An 18583-nucleotide genomic window follows, 5' to 3' on the forward strand; every position below is an offset into this window, starting at 1 on the left:
AGATATTGTATGATTTCATCGTTTGTTGCAGATGGCATCCAATAGACCTCCCTTTACATTTAGAATGTATTGCGTATCGTAAATATACAACAAGCAAGGTTCATGCCAATTCCGCATACTAAGAAAAAAGAGGAAATATCCTCTCTTCTATGTGTTAGTGCAAAAAAATCGGCAATGTTTAAAATTTAAATGCATAATATTGGGCAGTTATTTCTCTATGCTAGATATATCATTCGCGCGGGTTGATTAAACTTTTTGCACCTCCACCTCTTCATTTAATTCAATATTTCCGAGCTTACCTTTAAACATCTTCGTCTGATAGGCAAGATAAATGAAACCAATAAAAACCCAGCCGATACCAAGAACAAAAGAATTCAACTCCAAATGAAACCAGAGTACAGCAACCAAGGCTGCCCCAATACTTGGCATTATTACATAGGATAAAAAATCTTTAGGTGTCTTGTATCTCTTCAGTCTAATCGAATAATAGGCAATCACAGATAAGTTAACAAACGTAAAAGCTATCAGCGCGCCGAAGTTTACCAGTGCAGCAGCCATTTCCAAATCGAAAAAAGCCGCTGTGAGGCAAACCGCTCCAACCAGAAGAACATTAAAAACAGGTGTTCTCCACTGTGGATGCAAATAGCCGAATAGCTTTTTAGGCAGAACATTATCACGACCCATTACGTACAAAAGACGTGATACACTTGCATGCGAAACAAGTCCTGAAGTAAAGGATCCTGCAAAAGATGCTGATAGAAAAAACAATTGAAATAGTTTCCCCCCTACGTATAGGGAAATCTCAGGAGCAGTGGCACCTGGATCTTTGAATGTGGATATATCTGGGAATAACGCTTGAGTGAAGTAGCTACTTACAATAAATATAAGCCCACCGGCAAGTGCAGTAATCATAATCGCTTTCGGTATGTCCTTTGTCGGATTAAGGGCTTCCTCGGAATAATTTGTTACTGCATCAAACCCTAAAAAGGAAAAACATAATACAGTTGCGGCCGCAATCACACCAGAAAAATGAAAATCCGGTTGATAAAAGGGTTGAACCGTGAGCGTAGTTCCAACACCCATTCCCTGATTTAATTCCTTTACAGCCAAAAACACAAAACAGACTATTACAACAATTTGAAACACAACCAAGATGCTATTCACATTTGCTGTAATATTGATACTCCACAGATTAATGACAGTAGCGACAATCACATATCCAGCAATCCACACCCACGATGGAATATCAGGAAAAATAGCAGTACAGTAAATTTGTATTAACAATGCACTGATCATGGGAATAAGCAAATAGTCAAGCAAAGATGCCCATCCAACAAAAAAGGCAAGATACGGACTCATCGTCTTCTGTGTATACGTATAGGATGAACCTGCGCTGGGGAAAGCCTGTGCCATTTTTCCATAGCTAAATGCTGTAAATAACATCGCACCTAAAGCGATAATATAGGCAAGTGGCACAAGTCCACTTGATATTTCCGATGCAATCCCAAACGTATCAAATACGATCATCGGAACCATCCACCCCATACCCAGCATAACAATTTGCCATACTCCCAACGAACGTTTTAAAACTATGTTTTCATTCATGCCGTTTCCCCCTTGATAACGGTTACAATATTGTCTATCCTTTGGTACTCTCCTTACCCAAGTAAGTAAAAAAGAGAGTTAAATAGGTTCTGAAGAAATGGGGAAAAAAGCTGAATAGAGCGAGCAAGGTCTTATCTGCTTCATTCAGCTTTTTGACAAATCGTTAGTTGTATCTTTTACATCTAGCGCAGATCAAGCGAAATGGTTTTTAGATCTGACATTTCACTGATGGAATATTTTCCGCCAATTCTACCTACACCACTGGCTTTTCCAGCTACTCCTCCAAATGGAACGTGCGCCTCCCAGTAGTTACTGCTATCGTTAATGTTCACGATTCCGGTCTTTAATTTTTCAGCAAAATACATGGAATCTTTTACATTGCTTGTAAAAACGGAGGAAACCAGGCCCCAATTATTACGTGCGGCAATCCCCAACGCTTCCTCATGTGTGGAAAATGACATTACTGGCGCTACCGGACCAAACGTTTCTTCCTTGTTGTATAAACAGTCTTCGGTTACCCCGACGATGACTGTCGGTTCAAAGAACAGATCGCTTGTTTGATTTTTTGCGCGATTACCCCCGATGAGAATTTTCGCGCCTTTCTCCAGGCAATCTCTCGCGTGCATATCATTTTTTAGAGTAACGGCTTCATTATTCAACGGCCCCATTGTCGTGCGGGGATCAAACGGATCACCCATGATAATCTCCTTCGCATGGTTGACCAATTTGGCGACAAATTCATCATGGATATCACGGTGAACCAAAATCCGTTCGGTTGCAGAACAGACCTGACCGGCATTATAGAAACACCCACTCGCAATCATGTTTGCTGCATGATCCAGATCGGCATCTTTCAGCACGATCGTGGGACCATTTCCGCCCAATTCCAGAAGCATCGGTTTTCCAGCGCCCCGAACAGCAATTTGGTGGCCGGTTGCCGTACTGCCAGTAAACCCGATTGCATCCGTACCTGGATTCGCAACGATTTCGTCCCCAACCACAGAGCCTTTGCCAGTTACTAGATTGAGGACGCCTTCGGGAACGCCCGCTTCCTCAAAACATTCCGCCAGCCTGATCGCACATAAGGAGGTTGTTGGTGCCGGAACCCAGACGATGGCATTGCCTGCAGCCAAACCAGGAGCAAGGTATTCCGCCGCAACCATGAAAGGAAAGTTCCATGGAGTGATGACGGCGTATACTCCCTTTGGTTGCCGAATCGTCAAAACCCTTTTATTCCTGTCTTCTACTGGAATCACAGAGGTCTCTAGCCACTTGATTTGTTCGGCTGCGTTAGCGAATGCCATAGCCGTACCATCGATTTCATCGAGTGCTTCGGAATAATACGGCTTTCCCTGTTCCAGTGTTAAGACTCGTGCCAATTCCTCTCTCCGACGCGAGATAACCTGTGAAATGGATACAAGTAATTTTGAGCGGTCCCAAATAGACATCTGTGATAGTTGCTCAAACCCTTGGCGTGCAGCTTGAATTGCCATTTGAGCGTCTTCGCGGACCCCCTCCGGAATACTGGCAATCGGTTGCCCTGTTGCTGGATTAACACTGTCGAAATAGGTGTTGGATACTGAATTCACCCATTTTCCACCGATAAACATTTTTTCTGCTCTCATCATGGTACCCTCCTACAAATTGACCTGCACTGGAAGTCCTTCCTTGCTAGACTTTTCTAAAGCGATCATGATTTTCAATGTGTCGAGCCCTGCCTGTCCCCCTGCATACGGCTGCTCATCACTCAAGATGCATTTGATAAAGTGGTCAGCCTCGATGTGATATCCATTATCGAGTGTAAGCTCGGGATAGTCACAATACGTATCCGTTGCAACATTAAGCTGCTGTCCTCCCAGAATCACGTGACCGCTCCCTTTGGTTCCGTTCACGTAGCATTCCATCTCCAGCAAATTCTTGTTTCCCTCAGGTTCATTCCATGTTACTTGCAGAGCTGCTGTCGCCCCACTTTTCCACTTGATAATGTTCCAGTAATAGTCGGATACACCCAATTTATCGAAGATTTCGAAATTACCACGAGTGGCGTAAACGCTGTCTACTTCTCGTCCAAAAATCGATAGCAGAAAATCAAAGTCATGAACCCCTAAATACTCATTCACACTGCAGCGCCCATTTATTCGGTATCCTTCTGATTTTCTTACTGCTCTTCTTGAATAGGCATTGATGGGAAGTCCTAATTCGCCCTTTTGGAATTGCTGCTGAATATGCGCATATTCCGGGATATAACGCAAAGTCATACCCAGCATCAATTTCACGTTCGCAGCAGTCACCGCCTGTATGATTGCCTCTGCATCCTCAATTGTAGTGGCAATTGGCTTTTCTAACAGAATATCAACGCCTGCAGCAGCAGCCAGTAAGGTCGGTTCCCGGTGATATTGATCAGGAGTAGCGATGATTACCCCATCCAAAGGGCATTTCTCATGCATTTCCGACTGATTGGTGTACACTTCAGGGATTCCATAGGTTATTTTCATTTCTCGTAATCTACTTTCATTCATATCGCAGATGGCTACCACTTCACAAAGAGGATTCTTTTGAAATGCCTGTATATGCACCTCTCCAATCAAGCCAGTTCCCACAATACCAATGCGTGCTTTCTTCATCATTTTATCTCTCTCCTTATCGATGAAATATTCATTCATTCTGATGAGGCCCTTGGTTCCAGCCCTGTCTCTTTACCTGAACCATAAAGATCAGGCAGCGGTTGACGAAACATTTTTGTTAAAAAGATGAGATATATCAAACCGCAGGTAAGCCATAAGCCACCTAACAGTAATGAATGATAATCCAGTTTCATCAAGAAACTACCGGTAAAAAAAGCACCTATGAGCGGGAGAATCAGGTATAGGATTATGTCCTTGCCCGAACGTTTCTTCAGCTTAATGAAATAGTGAGAGATGACAGAAAGATTAACCATTGTAAAAGCAAACAAGGCTCCAAAGTTGATAAATGAGGTTACTGTCATAACATCGAGTACCAAAGCCCCCATGGCCACTACGGCAACTAACAGCAAATTCAAAACGGGAGTATGATATTTGGGTGACAGATATCCAAAAAACTTATTAGGCAGTACATGTTCTCTCCCCATCACATACAAAACCCTAGCAGCACTAGAACCGGCCGCCACAGCAGAGGCCAATCCTGCTGTCGACCAAATCGCTACAAATATAGAGACAAAAATGTTTCCGCCAATATAGGCAAATATTTGCATTGCTGCTGATTCAGGATCGATAAAAGAATCAATATCTGTATATACCATTTGCAAAAAATACGAGATTGCGATAAACAGTAAGCTTGCGATAAGCGTAATGAGGAACATTGCTTTCGGTAACGTTTTTCTTGGATTTTCGGTCTCTTCTGCCAATGTCGTTACCGCGTCAAATCCCAAATAGGTAAAGGCGAGAAGCGGCACGATGGAAAGCACGGATGCCATTTTTACATTTGGGTCAAAGAATGGCAGCGTGGACAGCAACGTTCCCATCCCTTTTCCATCTACTAATCCTTTAATGGATAAGGCGATAAAGCTTAAACAAAAAATGACCTGCAACGTCAACAGTAACGTGCTAAAATTCGCTGCGATTTTTATTCCAAGCACATTTACAACGGTGATAACCGTTACGAAAAAAATGACAACTACATAAAAGGGAACTGCAGGAAAATAGGATGTAATAAAGATTCCAAAGAATAACGCGCTGATTAATGGACTAAACATGTAGTCTAATATGACTGTCCACCCCACAATGAAGCCAACGTGGGAATTAATCGACTTTTGTGCGAAAGAGTAGGCAGCTCCAGCATTTGGAAACGCTTTCACTAACATGCCGTAACTATAAGCAGTAAACAGCATAACTACAGTAGCAATTACATAAGCTGAGGCAATCATTCCTTTTGAAGACTGAACGGCCACCCCGTAAATCGAAAAGATGGAGATCGGAGCCACGAAAGCCAATCCGAAAAATACGACCTGTCCCAAGCTGAGCGAACCACGCAAAGAATTACCGTGCCCTTGTCCCTCATTCATGTATTACATACCCCCTTAGCTGAATACGTTTTCGATGGATCAAGAATTAGATGGGTATTTTCCCTTCCCATACGAACGGCTGTATGGATGATAATACAACTTTATTTTTTCAATTGCAAGATAATATTTTCAATTCCCGCAACGAATTATTCATATATTGACTTTTGTAAAAAACTTATGTAAAAAGGGTTACAAGACGATAAAACTTATCGGGAGGCGTCATGACAGCTAACCTCATTATAGAAGCTGGTTTAAAATTGTTTACCCAACATGGTTACGAAGGTGCATCCTTGGCAGATATCGCCAAAGAAGTAGGCATCCATAAGTCTTCCATTTATACACACTTTAAGAAAAAAGAAGATCTTTTCTTAGCGGTATTTGATTATGCCATGTCAGATTATCGTGAGCATCTCAAACTATTGCTTGCCACAATACAACATGACTCCATTGAAGATAGCCTTTATAAGATCTTGTGCAATGTTGGTCAGTACTACAATCAAAGTGCAGAAAAAGTGGTGTTTCAAAAAAGGTTTCTTCTCTTTCCACCGAGCTTTTTACAAGATGAAATGAAAAGTAGATTTGCGTTCTTTGATGATTCACTCATTCAAATGCTGTTTACTATTTTTAAAGAAAGAACCCCGGAAGCTGAATTCCACTCTCATGAAGTAAAAGGTTGGTTGAATGCGTATTCTTGTGTGTTAGATGGTCTTTTTTCACATATGGTTTATTACGGAAATGTAGGGTTTGATGAGAAGGTTAATAGTATTTGGAAGCTTTATTGGGGAGGAATTCAACATTCCACACTAAGATCAAATAGTCCATCCAAGTAGGTATCTTTCCAATGAAAACTCTTATGGAATCTTTCAACCCACGTAGACTCTAGAGGCCACAAAAAATAAGCTTTGATCAATCAGACATTTGATTATCAAAGCTTATTTTGATTTTGTTGTGCCAGTCATTGTTTCGCGGTTGTATCTGTGGCTAAGAACTTTTTCTCGCGCAATATCAAGATTTTGACGTTCTCAAATCTGCTATTGCTGAAAGAAATAGATTGTGCATTCGGAAATTCCACAGCAGCAATGTCTGTCAAGACGTGACCAGGTGCCATTTCTACAAACAGCCTGGCCCCCAGTTCATATAACAGCGTAGTGGCATCGTGCCACCGAACAGGTTTGGCAACACTTAATGCAAGATCTTTTTTGATGGCTGTCGCGTTTTTTAGAATTCGTGCATGAACGTTTCCAGCATAAGGCACAATCGGTTCACGCAATGCCATCTTTTCTAAAGCAAACATCAGCTCTTCTGATACTCGATTTAGTAACTCGCAATGCGAAGGAACGCTTACGTTCAATAACTGGGCCCTCCGAGCACCTGCCAAACGTGCGGATGCAAGAACTCTTTCAAGTCCAGCAATCGCACCTGCAATGGTAATTTGCTGTGGTGCATTCAGATTAGCCATATACACAGGTACCTTACACGTAAATTCTTTTTGGATAATTCCGGATAATCGACGTTCATTGAGGCCTACTACAACGCCCATCCCATATCCCTTTGGATACGCGTTCTCCATCAGAATAGCTCTCAGCTTTACAAGTTGCAGTGCATCTTTCAACTCTAAAACATTTGCAATGACAGCAGCACTAAATGCTCCCACAGAATGTCCGGCCACCAAATCCGGTGATGCTCCTTCAGCTCGTAAAGCACGGGCCGTAGCTACTCCGGAAATAAGTAAGGCAAGTTGAACCGCAACCGTAGAGGAAAGCGACTTTTCTGAATCGAGTGTATAAATATCTTCTTCCAATACCTCACTTGCTTCATGAAGAGTTGCTTCAATAACCGGATGATCAGGCAATTGATGAAGCATTCCGATCTGTTGAGAACCTTGTCCAGGAAAGAAAAACACAGTGCTCATCTTCCATCCTCCTGATTCAAAGTTACGACAGACCATGGAGTGTCCACTAATGTAGGACCAGAGCTTGTACGGAGGAGTACCTGTTTTTCATTTCGAGCATACTCGGCGAGCGCAACAGCTCCCAAGGGAGTTTCAAGCTGGACATCTATTCGAATCGGCAGTTGAGTATTCCAGCCGTGGAGAACTCCTGCTTTCTTTCTATCAAGCGGTTGAGGCATTCGGATCACGATGTCCAAGTCGCTGTTCGGACGAGCAGTCGGTATAGAACTTGCCAGTTCGAAACCGACGCTACCTGTAATTCCCCATGACCAATCATAACGACTATAATAGAAAGAAACGATATCGAGTATTTGGAAAGCACGAATGGTAGTAAACCGTTCACTCGTTCTCCAGCCGGCCTGAGAGACTAGTTGCTCTGGCGTAACTTTCATTACTATCGCAGAAGATGGAATATAGGCACCGAAACGCTGAATTCTATTTTCGCCACGAACCCCGACCGGTATCATTCCATTCTGAAGCGGAGCTCGACGAACCACGACCCAAGGCGCCTGGAGCAAAGCCTCGTGCACCCATTTTGGTGCCTCTTCATCACTCGCGATACACTCGATATTGTTAATTTTTAGCAGATCATGAACTAAGAGTTCCATTGTTCTGCCATGCGGGCACGTACTGCGATGGATGCGGCTCGTCCCTTTTGAGCATCATCGGAAGCCAAGCGACTACTTAAGTCCCTTTTACTTGTTCGTGCCTCAGAAATCGTATTTTTTAGTTTACTCTTCACGATATCGATGTCAGATTGAGCAGGTTCATCGGCAGACACGTTCACCAGTAACTCGTGCAAGGAACCTAGTGAAGCAAATGAACGTATATCATAAGCAGTAGCTGGTATCTTTTTAGCTGCTTCTTCTAGTTCTTCGATACATCGACGGGTGACACGAGCGGCAGAGTTTTTGGACATCACTTGTACGACAACATCAGGATCATCAAGTGCCAGGATACGATTGGCCTGTAATCCATGAGCAAGGAAAGCACCTGAGATGGCGTTTCCAACAATGAGCGCAATGACAGGATGCCCAGCCAATCGAGCGGATGCGTATGCGTCTGCGGCAGCCGCACAAGCCAAATGAATACCCAGCAATTCTTCCCGGTAGCCATAAGCTTGACTTGGCACGTCGACAATGGCAACGATCGTCCGGCGCTTTCCGTCTTGATCAGCTTGGATGGCATCACGAACATAACGTGCAATGGTCCAGCCCTCGTCCAAACCTACCTCACCATGGCGAGCACGTGGGAATCGATTTTCCGGATTGGGAACGACAGAAATATAACGAACGCACTCTCCGCCTAAGGATGCATCTGTACACAAAACTGACGGCGCTCCTACCTTTTCCGACTTCGTTACGCCGGTCAACGCTTCGAACCACTTCCGCCCACGACTCTTTATATCGTTCGTTTCAGTCTGGAGCCACACTTCCTCCAATTTCTTCATCCATTCCTCTGTAAGGGAGACATCTTGCTCTTGATCTCGTCCCCACAGGGTTCGTAATAGTGGACCATCAACAGGGGTAGAAGGGTCAATAACGGCTAGCCGAGAAAGAAACCGTTCCACCTGAGAACTACGAGCTTCAAGGGCCACATCTTGTTGACAAGCATCTCGAACAGCCTCATAAATTTGTGTCACATCGTCACTGACCAAAGTATCAGCAAAACCGGTTTCAAAGCGCTGTTCCCCACCGACTGTACTCCAGATTAACTGACGGTCACGCGAATCGAACTCCAGAATTCCCGCTTCCTGTTCAATGACTTCAGGGCCGTTTAGCTCCAACCGTCCTTGACGTGTCATGATCAGAGTCGTGCATAATGCAGACGTGATTGACATGCCACCAAAGCAACCGATCATTCCGGACACGACACATACGACCGGTACGTAACTGCGCAATGACACAATGGCAGCTTGTATTTCTGCAATGGCCAGCAACCCATAGTTCCCTTCCTGCAATCTCACGCCCCCTGTTTCTAGCAACAATACAGGTCTCGTACGAATGCCCTCTTCATTGTCTTTCAACGCTTGTTCCAGTGCCGCTGCAATCTTGGCACCGGAAACCTCTCCAATCCCACCGCCTTGAAATTCACCTTCAATGGCAATGACGACAGCGGAATCTCCATTGATGAAGCCACGAGCAATTACGACACCGTCATCACTCTGTGGAACAATGCCTTGAAGGGCGAGGTGAGGCGACTCTATTCGATCAAAGGGTCCGAGGATCTCGCGAAAAGTATCTGGGTCGAGAACCGCTGCAGCTTTCTCTCTAGCATTTAATTCTATGAAGCTATTCTTCAAGAAAATGTGGTTCATGATTGAAGCACCTCCACAGCTTGTGCCAATCGAAGCGACACGACGCCAGGGGTTGCTCCAAAGTCATTGATTTCAATGGACACAGCCAAATCGTAGATGGAAAAAAAGCGATCCAGAACAGCTTTCCACGTTTCTCCAAACCCATTTGACTGAGTACGAATCACCACATAAGCCCGTAGCTCTTGACAAGGTTCAATCAAGATTTCCAAGTCTCCTGAACCAGCCACTCCAACATGTGCACGGCGTGACACTTTTTTTCTGGCGTTATATTCAAACGTCAATTGTTCCATCCAAAGGCACCTCCTATTGCTAACTTTTATCGCTTACATCCGTATCCTGAAAGATGATCCAAAAACAATGTGGCAGCGAGTAAATCAGCACTTCCACCAGGGGAAGCATTACGGGCGATTAGACCTGTATCTAACTGCTGAAGCGCATTCCAACCCTCTTCCGTGGACGTTCCCCCTAGTAAAAGAACATACCTGGCCCCTTGTTTCGCAAAATGGAGTGCTTCCATACCGCCTCGGTGCAAAAGACATGTGTCATCAAGACTTGCTATAATCGCAAGTAGAGCATCCAATTTTGCTTTGCTCTCGGGGATGCCACGATCACGGAATGACTGCAAAGCCGGCAATCCGATGTTAATTACGTTTGGGAATCCCTGCTGCGCCTCACCAGTGGCGCCAGATACCTTAAACTTTTGCTGAACTCGTATTCCATTTGTAGATCTTACGGGAGCAAACCGATCCGGATAACGTGCAATCTCGCCGGCAAGCGTTGCGATCTCTTTTGGAGTGGCTTTAGGTCCAGTAATTGCGGCAGCGGCGATTAACAGACCAAGAGCCCAAATTGCCCCGCGGTGCGTATTCGTTCCTCCTGTTGCTTCCAACATCACTTCTTCACCTTCACGGCCAATCCGCGCTAATTGCTCCCGTAGTTCTTGACTCGGCTTACTTCGAAAGGCAAAACGTGCCATCTCCGCATATGTTTTATTCAAAGCTTTAGCCGATCGCCGCATGAGTTCAATAGTTAAGTCCGTATGGGCTCCTACCGTTTCCATATCGACCAAGCCCGGCTTTGGAGTAAGCTCTGCTTCATCTATCAGTGCTTTTGTGACGAGATCAGCGAGCCATTTGCTACACGAATCAGCATTCGTCCATGGGAAAGAACATTGGATCATATTACCAACTCCGGAATTTCGCTGGTGGTTTGTAATGTCCCCCCGACCATTCGACTAAATCCTCTATACTTTTTGCTGCCAATAAAGAACGCTTCGCATCGGTGCGACGGATTCCAAGGTCTTCTGGAAAAGCCACTAAACCATCACTGCGGAGCCGATCGTTTACAGACAGGTCATGATGACGACCAAGGGGAGAGACTCCAGCAACAGCCGCAATCGCTAATTTGCGTTCTTCGAGGTCGCGTGCTTTATAGAGATAGGCCACTCCTTCTTCCGTTACAACATGAGTTACATCATCCCCATAGATCATGACCGGTGCGATGGGCATATTGGCATCATGCCCAACCTCTACTGCGTCCAAAGATGGAACGAAAGTGGGTTGGTCCCCTTTTTGGAATGTTTCAACCATTTGGACAACGAGTTTCTTTCCTCTGACGATATCTCCTTCCTCAGAGATCATATTCAGCCAAGCTGGAGTTGCGTGGCGGCGTCCACGAGGATCATGCCCCATATTAGGAGCACCGCCGAAACCTGTCAGTCGCCCAGAGGTGACAGTTGAAGAATTTCCGACAGCGTCCATTTGGAGCGTGGAGCCAATAAAAAGATCCACTCCATATTGACCAGCCATTTGGGAGTAGGCGCGGTTCGATCGCAAGCTGCCATCAGAACCTGTGAAAAAAACATCAGGACGTGCGGCCGTGTAATCCTCCATTCCCACTTCCCCACCAAAACAGTGAATACTTTCGACCCAGCCACTCTCAATAGCTGGAATCAGCGTTGGGTGAGGATTAAGAGCCCAGTGTTTACATATCTTCCCACGCAGGCCGAGCTTTTCGCCGTACGTTGGCAATAGTAATTCAATCGCCGCTGTATTAAATCCAATTCCATGATTCAGTGATTGTACCTTATGACGCTCGTATACGCCCCTAATGGCAATCATGGCCATCAAAATTTGCGTTTCTGTTATCAATCGCGGATCTCTGGTGAACAAAGCCTCTAATTGATAAGGTTTGTCCGCTTTGACAACAATATCAACCCAGGATGCAGGAATATCAACACGCGGTAGATCGTCAACAAATTCATTGACCTGAACAATGACGATGCCGTTGCGAAACGCGGTCGCTTCAACGAGAGTTGGGGTCTCCTCTGTGTTTGGACCGGTATAGAGATTTCCTTCTGCATCGGCTTTGTCTGCAGCTACGAGCGCGACATTGGGTATGAGGTCGACAAACATCCGGGCATATAACTCCAGGTACGTATGAATGGACCCGATCTCCAGCTGCCCATCTTCGATCATTTGCGAGATACGAAGGCTCTGTGGACCTGAATAGGCAAAATCTAATTTTCTTGCGATCCCTTTTTCGAATAGATCCAGATGTTCCGGACGAGAAATGCTGGACATGATCATGTGCAAACCGTTTACTTTATTCGAATCTATCATGGCTAGCGCATGAGATAAAAAAGTTGCCTGTTTCTGATTGTTACCTTCCAAAACAACTCGATCACCAGGTACCAGCAAAGACTCTAGGGCGTCGACAATGCGCTCAGTAGGAAGTACACGTCCTTTCATGAAGCTTTTGATTTTCTTTAATCGGATATCCTTCTGATCACGGCGCGTCGTCCATGATCCTCCATATACGTGATCTCGTACTTGCTCGTTCATAACATTGCACCCCTTCCCAAGACGAATTTTATCCATTTCACAGTACCCGGTTTTCCGTTTAAGTCGAACACGTCGGATTGAAACCCTTAACCAGGAAGTATTCTGTTCTTTTTGGACATCTTTTACAAATGCATAGAAACACCTGGTCCTACAGGGATCTCGAAAATAGCAAAGATACACAGCATGGCAATCCATGCGATCAAGAATGCTACCGTATAGGGGAGGATCAGGGATATATGTGTTCCTAGACCGGCTTTTTTATCGTATCGAACCAAATAGGCTAGCATGACAGCTACAAAAGGCTGCATGGGTGTGATGAAGTTGGTTGCGGAATCCCCGATTCGAAAAGCAACTTGAACGAAAGCTGGATGAAAATCCATCAGCATAAACATTGGAACAAAAATAGGAGCCATAATGGACCATTGGGCAGAACCACTCGTAATAAGTAGGTTCAGCATGGTTGTAATCAGTACAAATACAATGATGAGAGGTAACCCATCAAGCTGGATCGTCTTTAGTAATTCTGCTCCCTTAACAGCAAGCCAGACTGTTATATTGCTCCAATTGAGAAAAGCAATAAACTGTGACACAACGAAAACCAAGACAATAAATCCAGACATGTCCTTTATTGATTGAGACATGAAATTAATTGCATCTTCTGCCTTTTTAATAATCCCTAATGTACGACCATACGTATATCCGGTAAGGAGGAAGAAAGCCAAAATGAATACAATAATGCCCGACATAAACGGCGATTGCATGATAGAACCATTTTCTCCACGAAGAGGTGAATTTGGTATGAATAGAATCAAAGCAACTAAACCGATAAACATCAAAGCAACAAGCAACGTATTTCGAAGCGCTTTGTTCTCTAGGGGAGTTACACTGGCCATTTTTTCTTGAATAATGTCCTCTTGATAGATACCCAGGCGCGGTTCTACAATCTTGTCTGTAACAAAAGCCCCAACAACTGTAAGCAGCAATACGGAAGCACTCATAAAGAACCAGTTATCTACAGGCGTCACCACGACGGCAGGATCGATGACTTTCGATACCTCTGTTGTTATGCCAGATAATAGCACATCCGTTCCTGCGATAAAAAAGTTAGCAGTAAATCCGCAACCTACCCCGGCAATCCCGGTGGCAAGACCTGCGACAGGATGCCGGCCAACGGAATGAAAAATCATTGCTGCGAGTGGGGGAACGATAACATAAGCTGCGTCGGAAGCTAAATTTCCTAGAATCCCTATGAATAATACGGCATAGGTGATCAATGATTTCGGCGCATTAATGAGGGCTTTTTTAATCGTTGCTTCAAACAATCCTACCTTGTCAGCCATTCCAATACCGAGAGCGATAACCAAGACCAATCCTAAAGGCTTGAAGCTGGTAAAATTGTTCACCATAGACTCTAGGAAATATTCGAGGCCTTCTTTGGAAACCAAACTTTTGACAGCTATTTCTTCACCCTTACCTGGATGAACAGCAGACAAACCCATGTAATTACCAATCCAGGACACAACGATTACAATGAAAGTCAAGTAAAGAAATAACGTAAACGGGTGCGGGATGCGATTACCTAAACGTTCAACCAAGTTTAAAAACCGCATCATCACTCCATTCATTACATTACTGGTCTTATAATTGGGCTGCAATTTAGCCATCGATAACACGTCCTCCCCAAATCTCTATGTCTTTACATGTTCTCCAAGCTTATGGATCACGTGACATGTACACTTTATCCCATTAAAGAAGTTATCAATATTCAGATTTTCATTTGGAGAATGATTTGCTTCATCAAAATTGGCATAAGGTACAACAATCGATGGCAATCCTAATAGTTTTGTCCATACATAGTCTGGCAAACTACCACCTAAACTAGGTTGAATAATCGGTTCTTGCTGATAAGCCTCTCGAACAGCACTTGTTACAATCTTAACGAATTCGTGGTTCGAACTCGTCCTGGATGGATAAACAGCACCCATAAATTCTACATCAATATCAGGGGCGTACTTTTTGACATGACGAACAAACTTTTGATAAATATCTTCTGGATCTTGATCCACGACTAAACGTATATCCATTTTCGCTGTAGCTTTTGAGGGGATAATGGTCTTAACCCCTTTCCCACCATAACCACTCTGAAATCCAGAAATGTTAAAAGTGGGTTCAAACATTAATCGGCGATAATAGGTTTCTCCATCCAAAGCCAAATCTTTGTATCCGATTTTTTTAGAAATTTCATCACGATTATAGGGAATCTTCTTTAGAAGCTGAGTCTCATGTTCGGTAGGTTGACGTATATTGTCATAAAAACCCTCAATTAATACATGCTCGTTTTCATCCCGTAGAGTGTTAAATAAAGCGATAAGTTTCCAGACTGGGTTAGGAACGATATTTCCTTTGTTTCCTGAATGATTATCCCACTCGGCCCCTTTCGCAGTTAACTGTACTTTGAGGTTCCCTCTCACTCCTAATAAGATAAGAGGATTCCCACTCTCATGAGATGGCCCATCGGACGTATATACCAGATCTGCCTTTAATAGTTCCTTATTTTCTTGGACAAAAGAAGGAAGGTTGACACTACTCTTCTCTTCTTCTCCCTCAAATACAAATTTGACATTGATCGGCAGCTCACCATATGCATCCAAATAAGTTTTGATTGCGAGAACTTGAGCCATAAGTTGACCTTTGTTATCCCCTGCGCCTCTACAGAAAATTTTCCCATCCCGAATCGTAGGTTCAAAAGGGGGAGACAACCACTCTTCAATGGGATCAGGTGGTTGGACATCGTAATGACCGTATATGAGTACTGTAAAAGCGTTTTCATTTTTGAGAAGTTCACCATATACGACAGGATTTCCATTGGTTTCGATTAAACGAGTTTGAACACCGATCTCCTCCATCAATCCCTTTAGCAATTCTGCACATTCCACAATTCCATCATCTTGTGTGCTGATGCTTTTTTGTTGCAGCAGAGTAAAAAGTTGTGCTAAATATTGTTCCTTACGTTCAAAAATGATCTCATCAATTTTTTCAAGATTTATTACCATGTTTTTTGTCCTTTCCTAGCTGTTTGTTGATCTATCTCTATCGACCCCTGCGTAACTTAGCCCCAGTTCCTCCCCCCTTAAACATGGTTCCTCTGGCATTACCCATCCATGTCATATATTTTTTTAAAATTATACCTTTTCTAAATCAATACATTCTAATATATAATTTTATATTATTTGATATAAAATCATGTATAAGAGGGATGAAGATGGAACTTTTACAGCTTAAATATTTTCAAACAGTCGCTCGCCATGAACATATGACCCGAGCAGCAGAAGAATTGTGCATTGTCCAACCCGCTCTTAGTAAAATGATTTCCATTTTAGAGAAGGAGCTTGGTGTACAACTTTTTGATCGAGTAGGAAAGCACATCAAACTAAATCAGTATGGGAGAGCATTTTTAAAAAACGTGGAGAAAGCTTTAGCCGCATTAGAGGACGGTAAACGTGAACTAGCAGACCTCAGTTTAGAGAAATACAAGTATATCCATCTAGCAATTCTTGTAGGTTCCCATATCCTATCAGATATATTAGTGGAATTTCGTAAGCAGTATTCGAATATTGGTTTTCATTTAGTGCAGCATGTTTCCAGATCAGCCATACAACCCAACTTTGACTTATGCATCTCTTCATCACCACTTGAACTGCAAAATATCGACAGTACACCTTTAGTGAATGAAGAAATTTTTCTAGCTGTTCCTTCCAATCATCGGTTGGCTGGACGTTCGAGCGTTCATCTCCAAGAGGTAGCAGATGAAGATTTTATTAGTTTACGATCTGGTAAAAGCATGAGAGGATTAACGGATGACTTCTGCAGGCTTGCCGGTTTTACGCCACGCATCGTGTTCGAAACGGATGATCCTTCTACCGTAAGCGGGCTAGTTAAAGCAGGCCTAGGGGTAGCCTTTATTCCTGGAGTTTCATGGGGGGGTACAACGGGTTCTTCTATCATTCTTTTGCATATAAAGGAGCCAATATGTAGGCGAACCCTATGGTTATCTTGGGTAAGAGATCGCTATGTTACAGAATCCTCACAAATTTTTCGGCAGTTTATGATTGAGTACTTTTCCAGGTTTAAGAAGTAAACATACTGGCAAGATGACTTCCGTTCTCTTGGAATCTCCCACGTAAAAGCAGTAGAAATTGCAAATACCTGCGGGTGTGCATGGTGTACTACAAAGACTTCGCATATACACAAAGCCCTTGGTATTGCCTTCTGGCAACAACAAGGGCTGTAAAGCTTAGTACGAGGAAGTTTAGAGCTTCGTCAAGTTTGATGAACCGCATAGGAATACATTATCGCGTAAAATCCGCAGGAGTCTAATTTGAACTCCCTCTATCCTCTTCAAAAAAAAGTCTATGCTTCGTTACTACGATATCCTTGTGACTGCCCTTCATAAGCACTGGCTTTTCAACAATCCCGGGATTATGTTCATTCATTTTGAATCAATCGATGAACCCTGATCGGTTTTAAGACCAGCTGACTCTGCCAGCAGCTCGACCAGATGGACGACGCGTGCCTTGGGGGAATATTCTACTCGCTGGACTCCGAGTTTCATTTGCAAGAGACAGCCCGGATTGGTCGTGACAATGATGGAGGCTAGCGTCTCATTGACGAATGGCATCTTGGCATCCAGTACCTCCATTGATTCTTTATAATTCACAACGTTGTATATGCCTGCGGAACCGCAGCACATGTTGGGGTTAGCCATCTCTCTGAGATTCACACCTGGAATACTGCGGATCAGCTCTACTGGCTCCATTGTCACTTTTTGCACGTTGGTCATATGGCACGAGCGCTGGTAGGTGACAGTGGCCGAAATGGGTTTTAACAACGGCAGCTCGCACCGTACCAGCACTTGGGTAATGTCCAAGGTCTTGTCAACAAAGGCCTTGGCCCGTGCCTCCCACTGCTCATCACCGGCGAAGAGGTGGTGGTACTCGACCAGCTGTGCTCCACAGCCGCCCGCATTGTTGACGATAAAGTCGACATCCAGTTGTTCAAAGGCAGCGATGTTGCGCTTAGCCAGCATTCGTGTATCATCCCGCCGGCCAGCGTGCGCATGCAGCGCCCCACAGCACGTCTGTTCCGGGATGACCAGCACTTCGCAACCGCCAAGTGCCAGGAGCTCCATCGACAAGCGATTGATTTTTTCAAAAATGGCATCCATGATGCATCCGGTGAAAAAGGCGACCTTGAACCTTGGAATAGTGGCAGATGACGGCTTTAGAACCTCTGGACGTTTGCGTCTTTCCAGAGGCGATATTACTTTTGGCAGCACTTCCTCAAATGCCCTCAAATTATCCGGCAGAATGCGAATCACCTTGCTTTTATGTGCCAGGCTTTTGAGGCCGCTTGCCTGATACAACCAGATCAGGTCCGCCGCTGCACGCAGCTTTTTCGAGTCGGGAAAGAACTTTTGAAAGATCACGTTCTGCGCAAATCGGAGAGGCTTTGACATCCGGCTCGCTTTGTGCTCTTCCAGCACATCCCGCGCGCCCTCCAAAATCTTGCCGTATTCAACGCCAGACGGACAAGCGGTTTCACAAGCTCGGCAACCGAGACACATGTCGATCGGTTGTTGCAGTTCGTCAAGTGTCAAGTGCCCCTTCGCTGCCAGCTTGACCAGATTGATCCTGCCCCGGGGCGAATGGGTTTCTTTCTCCATTGTCATATATGTCGGGCAGGCGGGCAGACAATAGCCGCATTGGACGCACTGGACGGTTTCGTCATAAGGGAGCTTATGATGATTATTTGATTGGCTCATCTCA

At 44.3% G+C, this 18583-nt stretch carries 16 protein-coding genes; 3 read left to right on the forward strand and 13 right to left on the reverse strand.

Features of this window, described 5'->3' with window-relative positions:
- Positions 1-246: 246 nt before the first annotated feature.
- The 4 genes from ACIFQN_RS22465 to ACIFQN_RS22480 form a co-directional block, all read right to left on the reverse strand.
- Positions 247-1605 (reverse strand): APC family permease, encoded by a 1359-nt coding sequence (locus tag ACIFQN_RS22465; protein ID WP_429835273.1) that lies wholly within the window; start codon positions 1603-1605, stop codon positions 247-249.
- A gap of 182 nt (positions 1606-1787) precedes the next feature.
- Positions 1788-3233, reverse strand: coding sequence for an aldehyde dehydrogenase family protein (locus ACIFQN_RS22470; RefSeq protein ID WP_429835274.1), 1446 nt, complete (start codon positions 3231-3233; stop codon positions 1788-1790).
- A 9-nt stretch (positions 3234-3242) separates the two neighbouring features.
- Positions 3243-4232, reverse strand: a complete 990-nt coding sequence (locus ACIFQN_RS22475) for a Gfo/Idh/MocA family protein (protein WP_429835275.1) — start codon at positions 4230-4232, stop codon at positions 3243-3245.
- A gap of 32 nt (positions 4233-4264) precedes the next feature.
- Positions 4265-5647 carry an APC family permease gene (locus tag ACIFQN_RS22480; RefSeq protein ID WP_429835276.1) on the reverse strand — a complete coding sequence of 461 codons (1383 nt, stop codon included), beginning with the start codon at positions 5645-5647 and terminating at the stop codon, positions 4265-4267.
- Positions 5648-5868: 221 nt separating this feature from the next.
- Here ACIFQN_RS22480 and ACIFQN_RS22485 point away from each other — a divergent pair, with 221 nt between their 5' ends.
- Positions 5869-6477 carry a TetR/AcrR family transcriptional regulator gene (locus tag ACIFQN_RS22485; protein ID WP_429835277.1) on the forward strand — a complete coding sequence of 203 codons (609 nt, stop codon included), beginning with the start codon at positions 5869-5871 and terminating at the stop codon, positions 6475-6477.
- A gap of 125 nt (positions 6478-6602) precedes the next feature.
- Here the strand turns inward: ACIFQN_RS22485 and mdcH are convergent, their stop codons facing one another.
- From mdcH to ACIFQN_RS22525, 8 genes are all read right to left on the reverse strand, one after another.
- Complete coding sequence (mdcH, locus tag ACIFQN_RS22490) at positions 6603-7559, reverse strand: malonate decarboxylase subunit epsilon (RefSeq protein ID WP_429835278.1); 957 nt, start codon at positions 7557-7559, stop codon at positions 6603-6605.
- Complete coding sequence (locus ACIFQN_RS22495; protein WP_429835279.1) at positions 7556-8206, reverse strand: malonate decarboxylase holo-ACP synthase; 651 nt, start codon at positions 8204-8206, stop codon at positions 7556-7558. Before ACIFQN_RS22495 ends, mdcH begins: the two co-directional genes overlap by 4 nt.
- Entirely contained in the window at positions 8194-9915 is a 1722-nt protein-coding gene (locus tag ACIFQN_RS22500; protein ID WP_429835280.1) for a biotin-independent malonate decarboxylase subunit beta, read from the reverse strand. The genes ACIFQN_RS22495 and ACIFQN_RS22500 overlap by 13 nt, the downstream gene beginning before the upstream one ends.
- Positions 9912-10205, reverse strand: a complete 294-nt coding sequence (locus ACIFQN_RS22505; protein WP_429835281.1) for a malonate decarboxylase subunit delta — start codon at positions 10203-10205, stop codon at positions 9912-9914. Before ACIFQN_RS22505 ends, ACIFQN_RS22500 begins: the two co-directional genes overlap by 4 nt.
- 26 nt (positions 10206-10231) lie before the next feature.
- Complete coding sequence (locus ACIFQN_RS22510) at positions 10232-11095, reverse strand: triphosphoribosyl-dephospho-CoA synthase (RefSeq protein WP_429835282.1); 864 nt, start codon at positions 11093-11095, stop codon at positions 10232-10234.
- A gap of 1 nt (position 11096) precedes the next feature.
- Positions 11097-12758, reverse strand: a complete 1662-nt coding sequence (mdcA, locus tag ACIFQN_RS22515; RefSeq protein WP_429835283.1) for a malonate decarboxylase subunit alpha — start codon at positions 12756-12758, stop codon at positions 11097-11099.
- A 122-nt stretch (positions 12759-12880) separates the two neighbouring features.
- Complete coding sequence (locus ACIFQN_RS22520) at positions 12881-14422, reverse strand: AbgT family transporter (protein ID WP_429835284.1); 1542 nt, start codon at positions 14420-14422, stop codon at positions 12881-12883.
- A gap of 24 nt (positions 14423-14446) precedes the next feature.
- Positions 14447-15811, reverse strand: coding sequence for a M20/M25/M40 family metallo-hydrolase (locus tag ACIFQN_RS22525; protein WP_429835285.1), 1365 nt, complete (start codon positions 15809-15811; stop codon positions 14447-14449).
- Positions 15812-16020: 209 nt separating this feature from the next.
- Here ACIFQN_RS22525 and ACIFQN_RS22530 point away from each other — a divergent pair, with 209 nt between their 5' ends.
- Both ACIFQN_RS22530 and ACIFQN_RS22535 read left to right on the forward strand, forming a co-directional pair.
- On the forward strand, positions 16021-16896 hold the full coding sequence (locus ACIFQN_RS22530) for a LysR family transcriptional regulator (protein ID WP_429835286.1): 876 nt from the start codon (positions 16021-16023) through the stop codon (positions 16894-16896).
- Positions 16897-17170: 274 nt separating this feature from the next.
- Complete coding sequence (locus ACIFQN_RS22535; protein WP_429835287.1) at positions 17171-17275, forward strand: DUF1259 domain-containing protein; 105 nt, start codon at positions 17171-17173, stop codon at positions 17273-17275.
- On the opposite strand, the gene ACIFQN_RS22540 is transcribed toward ACIFQN_RS22535, so the two are convergent.
- The gene (locus ACIFQN_RS22540) at positions 17248-18579 is read right to left on the reverse strand and encodes a (Fe-S)-binding protein (RefSeq protein WP_429835288.1); all 1332 of its coding nucleotides are present in this window, start codon (positions 18577-18579) and stop codon (positions 17248-17250) included. The genes ACIFQN_RS22535 and ACIFQN_RS22540 overlap by 28 nt on opposite strands.
- Between the last annotated feature and the right edge of the window lie 4 nt (positions 18580-18583).

This window comes from Brevibacillus sp. NRS-1366, assembly GCF_050467985.1.

Excerpts from the sequence above, each read along its gene's own strand:
- ACIFQN_RS22465 (WP_429835273.1), bottom strand. The coding sequence starts at position 1,605 with ATGAATGAAAACATAGTTTTAAAACGTTCGTTGGGAGTATGGCAAATT.
- ACIFQN_RS22470 (WP_429835274.1), bottom strand. The coding sequence starts at position 3,233 with ATGATGAGAGCAGAAAAAATGTTTATCGGTGGAAAATGGGTGAATTCA.
- ACIFQN_RS22475 (WP_429835275.1), bottom strand. The coding sequence starts at position 4,232 with ATGATGAAGAAAGCACGCATTGGTATTGTGGGAACTGGCTTGATTGGA.
- ACIFQN_RS22480 (WP_429835276.1), bottom strand. The coding sequence starts at position 5,647 with ATGAATGAGGGACAAGGGCACGGTAATTCTTTGCGTGGTTCGCTCAGC.
- ACIFQN_RS22485 (WP_429835277.1), top strand. The coding sequence starts at position 5,869 with ATGACAGCTAACCTCATTATAGAAGCTGGTTTAAAATTGTTTACCCAA.
- mdcH (WP_429835278.1), bottom strand. The coding sequence starts at position 7,559 with ATGAGCACTGTGTTTTTCTTTCCTGGACAAGGTTCTCAACAGATCGGA.
- ACIFQN_RS22495 (WP_429835279.1), bottom strand. The coding sequence starts at position 8,206 with ATGGAACTCTTAGTTCATGATCTGCTAAAAATTAACAATATCGAGTGT.
- ACIFQN_RS22500 (WP_429835280.1), bottom strand. The coding sequence starts at position 9,915 with ATGAACCACATTTTCTTGAAGAATAGCTTCATAGAATTAAATGCTAGA.
- ACIFQN_RS22505 (WP_429835281.1), bottom strand. The coding sequence starts at position 10,205 with ATGGAACAATTGACGTTTGAATATAACGCCAGAAAAAAAGTGTCACGC.
- ACIFQN_RS22510 (WP_429835282.1), bottom strand. The coding sequence starts at position 11,095 with ATGATCCAATGTTCTTTCCCATGGACGAATGCTGATTCGTGTAGCAAA.
- mdcA (WP_429835283.1), bottom strand. The coding sequence starts at position 12,758 with ATGAACGAGCAAGTACGAGATCACGTATATGGAGGATCATGGACGACG.
- ACIFQN_RS22520 (WP_429835284.1), bottom strand. The coding sequence starts at position 14,422 with ATGGCTAAATTGCAGCCCAATTATAAGACCAGTAATGTAATGAATGGA.
- ACIFQN_RS22525 (WP_429835285.1), bottom strand. The coding sequence starts at position 15,811 with ATGGTAATAAATCTTGAAAAAATTGATGAGATCATTTTTGAACGTAAG.
- ACIFQN_RS22530 (WP_429835286.1), top strand. The coding sequence starts at position 16,021 with ATGGAACTTTTACAGCTTAAATATTTTCAAACAGTCGCTCGCCATGAA.
- ACIFQN_RS22535 (WP_429835287.1), top strand. The coding sequence starts at position 17,171 with ATGCTTCGTTACTACGATATCCTTGTGACTGCCCTTCATAAGCACTGG.
- ACIFQN_RS22540 (WP_429835288.1), bottom strand. The coding sequence starts at position 18,579 with ATGAGCCAATCAAATAATCATCATAAGCTCCCTTATGACGAAACCGTC.